Raw genomic sequence first — 13,254 nt, 5'->3', positions numbered from 1 at the left:
AAAAGGTATACCAATATGAATACGAACATATAAGTTAGATTGTTTACACAAATCAATTAAAGGTTAATATTCAAGGATTAAGGTTCTATTAATCTATATTATTGGTACAGTATTTGTTTTTATTAATTTAGTCTAAAAAATTAATTATGAAAAAACTTATTTTTCCATTCTTACTTTTAATCTCTCTTTTTTCTTGTCAAAAAGATGAAGAAAATAACAATAGTTCAGGTTCTGCTATTAGCATAAATGGAACATGGGTATGCGAAGAAAGCTCTCAACTATTAGGAAATAGTATTTACTCCGTTAACATTAGTCCACATAGTAGCATAACTAATAGAGTAGTTATGGACAATTTTTACAATCTTGGAGTCCAAATTAGTAATGCTCAAATAGATGTAAGTGGAAATAATCTTACCCTATTTTCTCAAAACATTAATGGCTTTGATGTTAATGGCTCGGGAACAATAGTTAACAACTCTAAAATTAACCTAAGCTATACTGCTGAAGATGGATCCGGTATTGATAATGTTACTGCAGTTTTTACTAAAACAAATTAAAACTATCTCAGTTTTGCTCCAAGTTCTTTTTCAAAAGAAGAAACTAACTTATTCATTGTTGCGTCTATCTGATTATCTGTTAATGTCTTGTTTTCATCTTGAAAGACAAAACTTACAGCGTAAGATTTTTTTCCTAACTCAAGATTCTTTCCTTCATAAACATCAAATAAATTAATATTTTTCAAAAGTTTCTTTTCTTGTTTTAAGGCTATAGCTTCTATTTGAGAATAATTAATAGCTGAATCCAATAGCAGAGCTAAGTCTCTACGAACTGATGGATACTTGGAAACCTCTTTATACTGAAGGTTTTTGGTATAAGAAAGCAATTCTATTAAAACATCATAATTTATTTGAGCATAAAACACCTCTTGATTAATATCAAATTGTTTTTGAACTGAAACATCAATTTTCCCAAAATTTAAAAGTTCTTTATTGTTTACTTCATAACAAAGCCCGTAAGCTAAATTGTTTAATTCTGAATCTTTACTTACAAATTTCAAATTGTTTAATCCGAATTTAGTTATTAGACTATCAACAAATCCTTTTAGATGATAAAAATTAGCTTGACCACCATTGTTAATCCAATTTTCATCATGATGATTACCAGAAACAATAAGACTTAAAAAATTTGTTTCTTTAAACTTCTCTTCTTTTTTATAATAAGTTTTTCCAAATTCAAAAAGTTTTAAATTCGGTGTTTTTCTATTTTGATTATATTGAACTACTTCAAGCCCATTATAAAGCATTGACTGCCTCAAAACATCCAACTCACTACTTAAGGGATTTGAAACTTCAACTAAAGTATCTTGCTCTTTGTAATATGAAGATTTTGTTAATGAATTTGACATAATTTCATGAAACCCATTAGCAATAAGCATATCAGAAATACTGTTAGTAATCTCTTCTTTATCTATTTTAGCTCTATAAACAACAGCTGAATTCATTGTGGATGGTAATTTAATCGTGTTATAACCATAAACACGTAAAACTTCTTCTATTACATCTATTTCTCTTTGAACATCTACTTTAAAAGGAGGTACAGACAATTTTAGCCCATTTTCATCCTCATTTAAAATTTCAATCTCTAAAGAACTTAATATGTTTTTAATAACAACTGGAGATATAAATTCTCCAATAATCTTTTCGCAATTAGCAAAACTAAATTCTACTTCAAAGTTTTTAATTGGAGTTGGATAAACATCAATAATATCAGAGCTAACCTGCCCTCCAGCAACTTCTTTCATTAAAGATATTGCTCTTTTTAAAGCATATACAGTTATATTTGGATCACACCCTCTTTCATATCGAAATGATGCATCAGTATTTAAACCTTGGCGTTTTGCAGTTTTTCGAATAGCTACAGGGTTAAAATAAGCACTTTCTAAAAATATACTTGTCGTACTTTTTGATACTCCTGACTTTGCCCCACCAAAAACACCTGCTATACACATGCCTTCCTTATCATTGCAAATCATCAAATCATCTACTGATAATTCACGATCTTTATCATCTAAAGTTGTAAATTTTGTTTTATCAGGCAAAGTTCCTACCCTTACCTTCTTTCCTTCAATTTTATCTGCATCAAAAGCATGTAGAGGCTGTCCTGTTTCATGTAAAACAAAATTTGTTACATCAACAATATTATTTATAGGTGTTAATCCTATTGACAACAACCTGTTTTTTAACCAGTCTGGAGAATCCTTAACCTCAATTCCACTTAAGGTAACCCCTGTATATCTAGGACATAAATCTTCATTTTGAACTTCGACTTCTATAACATTGTTTGCGTTATCAATTTTAAAATTATCAACTGACGGCTTTAAAAGCTTAGAAGTAGACGCATCATTTGTGTTTAATACAGCAACTATATCTCTTGCAACACCAATATGTCCGGTTGCATCTGCACGATTAGGAGTTAAACCTATTTCGTAAATATAGTCATCTTCTATTTTAAAATATTCCTTAGCTGGAGTTCCTATTTTAGCATTTACATCTAAAACCATTATTCCATCATGAGATTTTCCTAAACCGATTTCATCTTCAGCACATATCATTCCTTCTGAAAGCTCTCCTCTAATCTTAGATTTTTTTATTTTAAAGCTATCTTCTCCAGAATACAAAGTAGTTCCTATAGTTGCTACAACAACCTTTTGACCGGCAGCAACATTTGGTGCACCACATACAATAGACAAATAATTCTCTTCACCAACATCAACTGCTGTAAGACTCAATTTATCGGCATTTGGATGTTGTGTTTTTGTGATTACCTCTCCAATCACAAGTCCTTCTAAACCACCTTTTATTGTTTGTTGCTTTTCAAAACCTTCAACTTCTAATCCAGAATCAGTTAAAATTTGAGAAATTTTTTCAGGATTAACAGTTACGTCAATATAATTTTTTAGCCAGTTGTAAGAAATCTTCATTTAAACTATAATTTAAGGAAGCAAAAGTAATTATTTTACTTGCAAAACACTCAAGGCAAAAGCTATTTAGTTTTACCAGTTTTGATTGATTTTTTTACTTTTCGTTTCTTCTTTTCTGGATCTTCATGGAAAAAATATCGAAAATCAATTGTTACATAATTACCTATTAGCTCAAATATTGGTCTTTCATCTCTTCCGTTTCCATTATACCATACAATCTCTTTAGCAATTGGCGAAAATGGACGATGATATGAGCCACCTAAATAAAAATAACCACTCTCTTCTGTTCTATATTCCCATCCAACATTAGCAATCAAACTAGTTTGTATCCAGTCACTTACTATAACATCATTTTGAAAACTAGGGCTAAATGTATATAAATCTGAAGGATAAATATCCATGGATACACCACCAGAAACGTTCATATACATTTCTCTACTCAACTTCACATAAACTAAAAGTGAAACAGGAATTTCGTAGTTAATTAAATTAAAGTTTGAGTTTTCATTAAAATTTAAATCTTCATCATCAATAGATAAATCGTATCCTCTTTTCAAGTAATTAATTCCAGTTTCTAAAGACAATGTTTTAGTAAGGCCTTTTCGTATTACCATTCCAAAACTATATCCTAACTTAGGCTTAACGGAAAAAAACACATTATTTTGATCTAACAGCTGCTCCCCAGTATTAAAAAGAGAGCTTGGTATTATTGGTTTAATTTGAATCCCAAATGTTGTTACACGCTCTTGACTCAATAATGAAGAATTCATTATGAAAACCAAACAAAAGAATATTAAAAGATTTAAGCGTATTTTCATTAGACAAAATTAATCTTTTGTAGGAAGTATTCCGAGAAATTCTTAGAGTTAACGCAAATTGTGAAAATGTATTGTAAAAAAAGCCCTCAAATAAATTTGAGGGCTTTAAATTTAGTCAATTATCATTCCTGCTCCAACAGTTTCGTTGGTAGCCTCATCTATTAAAATTAAACTACCTGTTGTTCTATTTCTTGTGTATTGATCAAACATTAAAGGTTTAGTAGTTCGAATTGAAATTCTTGCAATTTCATTCATTTTAACCTCTTTATCATCTTCTATTCTATGAAGAGTATTAATATTTACTTTATACTTAACCTCTTTAACAACACAACGAACATCATTAGAAGTATGTTTTACAGCATATTTGCCGTTAGACACAATCGGTTTTTCGTTCAACCAACATACCATCAAGTCTATATCTTGACTTACTTCAGATTTATTATTTTCACGAACAATCATATCACCTCTACTAATATCTATATCATCTTCTAAAGTTATAGCAACAGACATAGGAGCAAAAGCTTCTTCAATACTCCCATCCATAGTATCTATAGATTTTATTTTGGAAGTAAACCCCGATGGTAAAACCATCACATCATCTCCAGGCTTAAAAATTCCTCCAGCTATCCTTCCAGCATATCCTCTATAATCATGATATTCTGTTGATTGAGGTCTTATTACATTTTGAACTGGAAAACGACAATCTATATGATTATAATCACTTCCTATATGAATATTTTCTAAAAGGTACATCAAGGTTGAACCTTTATACCAGTCCATGTTCTCTGACTTATTTACTACATTATCTCCCTTTAATGCACTCAAAGGAACAAAATGAATATCTTTTACATTTAATTTTGAAGAAAAAGCTTCTAAATCTCTTTTGATATTTTCAAAAACTTCTTCAGAGTAATCTACCAAATCCATTTTGTTTATACAAAAAACAACATGTGGTATCCCTAAAAGTGAAGAGATAAATGTATGTCTAGAGGTTTGTTCAACCACACCATGTCTAGCATCTACTAATATAATAGAAAGATTAGATGTTGAAGATCCTGTAACCATATTACGTGTATACTGAATATGACCTGGAGTATCAGCAATAATAAACTTTCGTTTAGGCGTCGCAAAGTACCTGTATGCCACATCTATAGTTATACCTTGCTCTCTTTCTGCTCTTAACCCATCAGTTAAAAGTGCAAGATTTACATTTTCATCCCCTTTTCTTCTACTCGATTCTTCTATTGCTTCATATTGATCAGCAAAAATTGATTTCGAATCATATAATAATCTTCCAATCAAAGTACTTTTACCGTCATCAACACTTCCTGCAGTTGAAAAACGTAAAAGTTCCATATTTAAATATGAGTTAGTATCCATAACTTAAAAATATCCTTGTTTTTTTCTATCTTCCATTGCTGCTTCAGAACGCTTATCATCAGATCTTGTACCTCTTTCTGTTGTTCTAGCAGCAGCAACTTCTTCAATTATTTTTTCAATAGAGTCAGCATCAGACTCAACTGCTCCTGTACATGTTGCATCCCCTATTGTTCTAAATCTAACCTTCATTTTTTTAGTAGGCTCAGATTCTCTTTGCTCAATAAAATGAGTAGTTGACATTATAACCCCATCACGAACAAACACATCTCTTTCGTGAGCTAAGTAAATTGAAGGAATATCAATTTTTTCTTGAAGAATATATTGCCATACATCCATTTCAGTCCAATTACTAATAGGAAAAACCCTAAAGTGTTCCCCCATTTGTTTTCTTCCATTAAATATATTCCACAATTCTGGTCTTTGATTTTTTGGATCCCATTGCCCAAAATCATCTCTGTGAGAGAAAAAACGTTCTTTTGCTCTTGCTTTCTCCTCATCTCTTCTTGCTCCTCCCATAGCACAATCGAATTTATGCTCTTCAATTGTATCTAAAAGAGTTACCGTTTGTAATGCATTTCTACTTGCACTAAACCCTTTTTCTTCAACAACCTTACCTTCATCAATAGATTTTTGAACTGACCCCACTATTAGATTAGCTCCAATTTTTTCTACATATTCATCCCTAAATTTTATAGTCTCTGGGAAATTATGTCCCGTATCAACATGAACTAATGGAAAAGGTATTTTCGCTGGCCAAAATGCTTTTCTTGCCATATGAGCTACAATAATTGAATCTTTTCCTCCAGAAAAAAGAAGCGCTGGATTTTCAAATTGAGCAGCAACCTCCCTCAAAACATATATAGCTTCAGATTCTAATTCTTGTAAATGAGTTAAATTATAAGATTTCATAATTCATTTTTAATAAAAATCAAATGTAATTATTAAAAGTTGTACCTAAAAAAAAAGAGCGTGTAGTTTTACACGCTCTTTTAATTATTATTTTTTTAAAGAAAACTAGAACTTAGCTCTTGATTTTCTTCTTTTACGTTTGTTTTTACCTAACACCCAATTATGTTTAGATTTATAAAAATTAGACCTACCTCTTATAGCCCAGCTAAAATTAACTGTAGCTGTTAGGTAACTATCATTATCATCTGGATTACCTCTTCTACTTCCTGCATCAAAATTAGTAAGAAGGTTATTAACATCATTTTCAGCATTTACTTTATCTAAAAGAGCTTGTGTAGTTTTATTAGATATACCATCATAATCATTAGCGTAGGTATTACTCACATCATCAATATAATCAGTAAATGTAGTTCTCCAGCCCATTTCTAAACCAAGCCTATATTTCCTATCAATTGTATAATAAAATCCTAACCCAGCAGGAATAGAAAAATTTATTTTACTATAAGAGACACCTTCAGTTTGCAATGGCTGAAGCTCTACCCAATCACCATTCGCATTTTGTCCTTTAGGATTACTATAAAAAGCACCTACTCCACCAAAAAGGTATAAATTAAAATCTGTTGAATACCGACCTGTTCTTCCTACATCATTAACACGAAAAAGATACAATTCAAGATGCCCTTCTAATTCATACATATCATTTCTAAAGTTCAAGTTACGACTCCTTCTAGCAGGGTTTGCTGTATTAGAATCATCTCCTGAAAGCCTTATGTAGTTTAACGAACCTTTAAAAGCAAATTTTTGTGAAAACCTAGTTCTGTAAAAACCACCTATGGCAAACCTAGTATGATCCAATTTCATATCAGATGGCCCACTTTTAGCAGTTTCTATACCTCCACCAATATCACCTAAGTAATTAGCTACACCAAGAGAAAAACCATAATCAACATTATATTGACTAAACCCTGATAACGAAGCAAATAGAAATATTGCCAATATGTATACTCGTTTTTGCATTACGGCAAATATATTAAACTTATACAAATAGAGAAACTTTAATTTCTTTTTATTCAATATTATTTTCTACAATTAGTATTTTCGTTAACTGTAACAAAGCTAAATAATAAACATTTAAAATGAAAAATATTATTTCAGATTTATTTAAAATTAAATACCCTATAATTCAAGGAGGTATGATATGGAATAGCGGATGGAAATTAGCCTCAGCAGTTAGCAATTCTGGCGGATTAGGTTTAATAGGTGCTGGTTCAATGTATCCAGAAGTGTTTCGAGAGCATATTGTAAAATGTAAAAAAGCTACAGACAAACCTTTTGGAGTAAACCTTCCCATGCTCTACCCTCAAATTGATGAGCTTATCAATATTATTCTTGAAGAAGATATCAAAATTGTTTTCACTTCTGCTGGAAACCCAAAAAAATATACTCAGTTTTTTCAAGAAAAAGGAATTACTGTTGTGCATGTTGTACCAGGATTAAAATTTGCTTTAAAAGCTCAAGATGCAGGTGTTGACGCTATTGTTGTTGAAGGTTTTGAAGCTGGCGGTCATAATGGAAGAGATGAAACAACCACTTTATGTTTGGTGCCAATGGTAAAAAAAGAACTTTCAATTCCTATTATAGCTGCAGGAGGTATTGCTACGGGTAAAGGAATGCTAGCCGCAATGACTTTAGGCGCTGATGGCGTTCAAATTGGAAGTAGGTTTGCTGCTTCAATTGAGGCTTCATCTCATGAAAACTTTAAAAATGAAATTGTAAAAGCAAAAGAAGGAGACACTTTATTAACACTTAAAGATGTTACTCCTGTTCGCCTATTAAAAAATAAGTTTTTCGAAAAAATTAATGATGCTATATCCAAAGGTGCTTCACCTGAAGAACAAAAAGAAATTTTAGGAAGGGGGCGTGCAAAAAAAGGGATGTTTGAAGGCGATTTAATTGAAGGAGAATTAGAAATTGGACAAATTGCTGGTTTAATTGACAGTATAGAACCTGTTGAAAAAATCATCAACGACATAATCAAAGAATACAGAGAAGCATTAGAGGAATTAAAAGCAGATAAATATAAATTTTAGATGATAACATTTGAAAAATTTGAATTAGAAAACGGTTTAAGAGTAATTGTACATCAAGATAAAGCTACACCAATAGTCGCTTTCAATTTATTATACGATGTTGGAGCTAGAGATGAAGATGAAAACCAAACTGGATTTGCTCATTTATTTGAGCATTTAATGTTTGGTGGCTCAGTAAATATTCCAAATTTTGATGAGCCACTTCAAAATGTGGGGGGGGATAATAACGCTTTTACCTCTAATGATATTACCAACTACTATATTACTGTTCCAAAAGAAAATTTAGAAACTGCTTTTTGGCTTGATTCTGACAGGATGTTAAGTTTAGCTTTTACTGAAAAAAGTTTGGAAGTTCAACGACAAGTTGTAATTGAAGAATTTAAACAAAATTACCTTAACCAACCTTACGGTGATGTTTGGCTACTTCTTCGTCCTCTTGCATACAGCAAGCACCCTTATAAGTGGGCTACAATTGGGAAAGAAATTAGCCATATCGAAAATGCTACTATGCAAAATGTGAAAGATTTTTTTTACAAACATTATTTACCAAATAATGCTATTTTGGTTGTTGCTGGAGATATTAAAACTGAGACAATAAAGGAGCTAAGTAATAAATGGTTTGGAGATATTAAACCAGGCAACGTGCCTAAACGAGATTTGCCCAAAGAACCTAAACAAACTGAAGAAAGAAGATTAAAAGTAGAAAGAGAAGTTCCTTCAAATGCTATTTATAAAGCTTATAAAATGTGTAGTCGAACGCATTCTGATTATTTTGCTACAGATTTGTTAAGCGACATATTATCGCTAGGAGATAGTTCTAGACTTTATAAAAATTTAATAAAAGAACAAAAATTATTTAGTGATTTAAACGCATATGTTATGGGAAGCTCAGATGACGGCTTATTTGTAATTAGCGGAAATCTTTCTGAGGGAGTAAGTTTTGAGGTGGCTGAGGCAGGAATTATAAAAGAACTTGAAAATATAAAAGCGAACAGTTTATCTGAAACAGAATTGCAAAAAGTAAAAAACAAACAAGAATCTTCAAGAGAATTTTCTGAAACAAGCGTACTAACTAAAGCGATGAACCTCGCTTTTGCTGAACTAAATGGTGATGCAAACTTAATTAATACTGAAGCAGATAATTACAACCAAGTAACTGTAAAAGATATTGAAAGAATTGCGAACGAGATTTTAATTTCAACAAATTGCTCAACTTTAATTTACGCTAAAAAATAAATCAATGACACTATTAGACAGAAAATTAGCTCCAAAATTCAAACAAGTTTCTACTATTCATTTTCTTCAACCTAAAACTCAGAAATTAGATAATGGAATAATTTTTCATTCTATTGCTGGAGGAAGCCAAGATATTTTAAAAATTGATTTTATTTTTAACGCAGGAATATGGCATCAAAACAATCCATTAATAGCTAAAGCAACAAATAGCTTACTTAAAGAAGGAACAAAAAAATATAATGCTCATGATATCGCAGATGGTATTGATCAATATGGAGCTTATTTTCAACACGAAGTAGATTACGACAACGCATCTCTTACAATTTATACTTTAGCAAAGTATTTAGATAATGTTTTAGCTTACATCAAAGAAATTTTACTTTATCCAAAATTTGATGAGCATGAGTTTTCAACCTACAGAGAAAATTCAATAGAAAGATTTAAAATTAACCAAGAAAAAGTATCCTTTTTAGCACGAAATGAATTCATGAAACAGCTATTTGGCTATGATTTTCCTTATGGGAAAATCGCTAAAATTGAAGACTTTAAGAATTTATCTTTAACCGAAATAAAAGAGTTCTATTATAATTTTTATGATTTAAGCAATTGTGAAATTGTTGCTTCGGGTAATGTTAATAGTAAAACTTTTGATTCACTAAATAGTTGTTTTGGCTCTCAAAAAATTAAAACTGAAGCAATCAATATTAAAACACAAACAATAATTAATAAGGAGCAAAACAAAAAAGTTCACATTGAAAAAAAAGGTGCTCTTCAATCAGCAATTAGAATTGGTAAGTTAATGCCAAATAAACTTCATCCTGATTATTTTAAATTACAAATATTAAGTACGATTCTTGGTGGCTATTTTGGCTCTCGGTTAATGAAAAACATTAGAGAAGATAAAGGTTATACTTATGGTATTGGATGTGGCTTACTTAGCTTAAAAAATGCAGGTTACTTTTTTATCTCTACCGAAGTTGGTGCTGAAGTTACAAATAATGCACTTCAAGAAATCTATAAAGAAATTAAATTACTTCAAACTGAAGAAGTCTCAAAAGAGGAATTAGATTTAGTTAAAAACTACTTATTAGGAAATCTTCTTAAATCGTGTGATGGCCCCTTTAAAATGGCCTCATTATTCGAGAACGTTCACTTCTATGGACTAGATTATAGTTTCTACAACAATTATATTGAAACCATAAAAACAATCACTTCAGAAGAGCTTATAAAAATTGCTAATGAATATTTAAAAGTTGATTCTTTAACAGAAGTTGTAGCCGGAAGTAATTAAAACTTAAGTGCTAAACCTGTACCTAAATTCAAACCTCTTAGTGTCCATTTAAGTGATGAAGGATTATCATTCGAAGTAATTTCAGTATAATTATAAACTGTATAACCTAAATTAAAAAGTACTCCAAAATGCTCACTAAAAAACAATCTATCTGACAAATATAAACTAACATAACTTCCTCCGCCTTTTAACACTGTCCCATCCAAATCCTTCCAATTAACAGAAGAACCTCCCAAAGCTAAACCTACAAACAAATCATTTTTATCAGAATTAGATAAATGATAATTAACTTTAAAAGCAAAATCTACACTTTTAACACTTTCTACAGTCTCTGTACTATCTTCATTGTCAATAAAATAATTCGAAAATCCTAATTGTACACCTAAACCAACTTTGTTAGAAACTCCATATTCAAAACTAATTGGCACCATAGTACTTGCAGCTCCATCATTTTTAACGACTGTTGTTGGTGGAATTGTAATAAATAATATATTAATTGCGGGAGTAGTAAATTCAGATCTTGTACTGTAAGCACCAAACCCAATACCTAAATCAAAATTTACATTACCTTTTTGAAAAGCTTGACCAAAAGCAGTTCCAGATAACAATATTACAACCAATACTAGTTGAGCTATTTTTTTTCATAATTAATGAGTTATAAATTTTAAATCAAATGTATAAAAAATTTATTGATTGAATAAAAAAAGCCCAAAAGCTTAACTTTTGGGCTTAATCGTTAAAACTATATTCTTAATAACAATATTTATTTTCAGCTATTAATTTATCTGCAATATTTCTTCTTGCATCTTTTACATTAAATGCTTGTTGTTTTGTAAAACGTTTTAATCCCATTTGCATAATTCTTAGCTCGTCGCCTTCTACAAATGAATTAATGGCATCTTTACCTGCTTTGTTAATCTTATCTGCAGCATCATAAATGTAAACATTCATCATATCTATCTCGTTTTGTATTGCTGCCTTGTCGTTAGATAAAGAAAGTTTTTCAACTCTTAACAAAATAGATTCAGCAACGTAAGTTTCTATTGCCATATCTGCTATATTCATTAATATTTCCTGCTCTTTCGATAATTGCATCATCAATTTTTGTGCTGCGCTACCAGCAACCATTAAAATTGCTTTCTTGAATTTTTTTACCGTTTCGTGTGCTTGTTCAAAAATATCATCACTTCCAGCTCCAAAATCAGGAATACTCATTAATTCTTTCGCCACTTCCTGAGCTGGTCCCATTAAATCCAACTCACCTTTCATTGCTTTCTTTAGCAACATATCAACAGTTAACATTCTGTTAATTTCGTTTGTTCCTTCAAATATTCTATTGATACGTGCATCTCTATATGCAGCTTCCATAGGAGCTTCTGCCGAATACCCCATACCACCATAAATTTGAACTCCTTCATCAACAACAAAATCTAACACTTCAGAACCATGAACTTTTAATATTGCTGCCTCTGCTGCAAACTGACTAATTCCATCTAAAGTTGCTTTTTGCTTATCTACTCCTGCATCAACATATGCCTGTATTGCATCATCAATATTTTGACTACAACGATAAATTGCAGACTCTGATGCAAAAACTTTTATCGCTTGCTCACCAAGTTTATGTTTAATAGCTCCATATTTAGATATTGGTCTTCCAAATTGATTTCTTTCGTTTGCATAATTTACTGCTGAAGTAATTATTTTTTTACAACCTCCAATAGCAGAACCAGCTAATTTAATACGCCCAATATTTAAGATATTTAAAGCGATTTTAAATCCGCCTTGTCTTTCTCCTAATAGATTTTCAACTGGTACTTTACAGTCATTAAAGAAAACCTGGCGAGTAGATGAACCTTTAATTCCTAATTTCTTTTCTTCAGGATTAAGTGTTATACCTCCAAACTCTTTTTCAATAATAAAAGCAGTTAAATTTTCATCATCATCAATTTTAGCAAATACAGTAAAAACATCTGCAAAACCAGCATTTGTAATCCACATTTTTTGTCCATTAATGATGTAATGCTTACCATCATCAGAAAGTTTTGCTTTTGTCTTTGCAGAATTCGCATCAGAACCAGAACTAGGCTCTGTTAAACAATAAGCAGCTTTCCATTCACCAGTAGCTAATTTAGGTACATACTTTTCGCGTTGCTCTGCATTTCCATAATATAAAATAGGCAAGGTTCCTATACCTGTATGCGCAGAAATAGATACAGCGAAAGAATGAGCTCCACCTATAACCTCTGAAGTAAGCATACTGGTTACAAAGTTTTTACCAAACCCCATATACTCTTCAGGAACTGAAACTCCTAAAATACCTAGTTCACCGGCTTTCTCCATTAATGAAGAAGATAAGCCTTCCTCTTGTTTTTCAATTCGCTCTAAATTTGGTTCAATTTCTTGTTTTATAAAGTCAGAGCATGTATCTGCAATCATTCTTTGTTCTTCATCAAAATCTTCAGGAATAAATACATCTCTTGGGTCGGTTTCTTTTATTAAAAACTCTCCACCTTTTATTGCTTTTTTATTTTGTTCCATAGCTATATTTTT

Annotated in this window: 11 protein-coding genes; 4 read left to right on the top strand and 7 right to left on the bottom strand. The window is 31.0% G+C overall.

Annotated features, from left to right (window positions below; translation table 11 throughout):
- Positions 1 to 146: 146 nt before the first annotated feature.
- Positions 147 to 557 (top strand): hypothetical protein, encoded by a 411-nt coding sequence (locus FRY74_RS07050; RefSeq protein WP_147099980.1) that lies wholly within the window; start codon positions 147 to 149, stop codon positions 555 to 557.
- A 2-nt stretch (positions 558 to 559) separates the two neighbouring features.
- Here the strand turns inward: FRY74_RS07050 and pheT are convergent, their stop codons facing one another.
- The 5 genes from pheT to FRY74_RS07025 form a co-directional block, all read right to left on the bottom strand.
- Complete coding sequence (gene pheT / locus FRY74_RS07045; RefSeq protein ID WP_147099978.1) at positions 560 to 2,980, bottom strand: phenylalanine--tRNA ligase subunit beta; 2,421 nt, start codon at positions 2,978 to 2,980, stop codon at positions 560 to 562.
- A gap of 62 nt (positions 2,981 to 3,042) precedes the next feature.
- Positions 3,043 to 3,798: an outer membrane beta-barrel protein gene (locus FRY74_RS07040; protein ID WP_147099976.1), complete on the bottom strand. Its 756-nt coding sequence runs from the start codon at positions 3,796 to 3,798 to the stop codon at positions 3,043 to 3,045.
- Between the two features lie 111 nt (positions 3,799 to 3,909).
- The gene (gene cysN / locus FRY74_RS07035; protein WP_189765257.1) at positions 3,910 to 5,154 is read right to left on the bottom strand and encodes a sulfate adenylyltransferase subunit CysN; all 1,245 of its coding nucleotides are present in this window, start codon (positions 5,152 to 5,154) and stop codon (positions 3,910 to 3,912) included.
- A gap of 27 nt (positions 5,155 to 5,181) precedes the next feature.
- Complete coding sequence (cysD, locus tag FRY74_RS07030; RefSeq protein ID WP_147099972.1) at positions 5,182 to 6,087, bottom strand: sulfate adenylyltransferase subunit CysD; 906 nt, start codon at positions 6,085 to 6,087, stop codon at positions 5,182 to 5,184.
- Positions 6,088 to 6,192: 105 nt separating this feature from the next.
- Positions 6,193 to 7,104, bottom strand: coding sequence for a DUF6089 family protein (locus tag FRY74_RS07025; protein ID WP_147099970.1), 912 nt, complete (start codon positions 7,102 to 7,104; stop codon positions 6,193 to 6,195).
- A gap of 119 nt (positions 7,105 to 7,223) precedes the next feature.
- Here FRY74_RS07025 and FRY74_RS07020 point away from each other — a divergent pair, with 119 nt between their 5' ends.
- Genes FRY74_RS07020 through FRY74_RS07010 form a run of 3 tightly spaced genes read left to right on the top strand, consistent with a single transcriptional unit; the run spans position 7,224 to position 10,704 of the window.
- Positions 7,224 to 8,177, top strand: coding sequence for an NAD(P)H-dependent flavin oxidoreductase (locus FRY74_RS07020; RefSeq protein WP_147099968.1), 954 nt, complete (start codon positions 7,224 to 7,226; stop codon positions 8,175 to 8,177).
- Entirely contained in the window at positions 8,178 to 9,413 is a 1,236-nt protein-coding gene (locus FRY74_RS07015) for a M16 family metallopeptidase (protein WP_147099966.1), read from the top strand.
- Positions 9,414 to 9,417: 4 nt separating this feature from the next.
- Positions 9,418 to 10,704: a M16 family metallopeptidase gene (locus FRY74_RS07010; RefSeq protein WP_147099964.1), complete on the top strand. Its 1,287-nt coding sequence runs from the start codon at positions 9,418 to 9,420 to the stop codon at positions 10,702 to 10,704.
- Here FRY74_RS07010 and FRY74_RS07005 read toward each other — a convergent pair.
- Both FRY74_RS07005 and FRY74_RS07000 read right to left on the bottom strand, forming a co-directional pair.
- A complete protein-coding gene (locus FRY74_RS07005; protein WP_147099961.1) occupies positions 10,701 to 11,324 on the bottom strand; it encodes a hypothetical protein in 624 nt (207 codons plus the stop codon). The genes FRY74_RS07010 and FRY74_RS07005 overlap by 4 nt on opposite strands.
- Positions 11,325 to 11,454: 130 nt before the next feature.
- Positions 11,455 to 13,242, bottom strand: coding sequence for an acyl-CoA dehydrogenase family protein (locus FRY74_RS07000; protein ID WP_147099959.1), 1,788 nt, complete (start codon positions 13,240 to 13,242; stop codon positions 11,455 to 11,457).
- Between the last annotated feature and the right edge of the window lie 12 nt (positions 13,243 to 13,254).

The organism is Vicingus serpentipes (genome assembly GCF_007993035.1).
In the GTDB taxonomy this organism is placed as follows: Bacteria; Bacteroidota; Bacteroidia; order Flavobacteriales_E; family Vicingaceae; genus Vicingus; species Vicingus serpentipes.
Note: the sequence above shows the minus strand (reverse complement) of the source record. Positions and strands in the feature narration are given on the sequence as shown.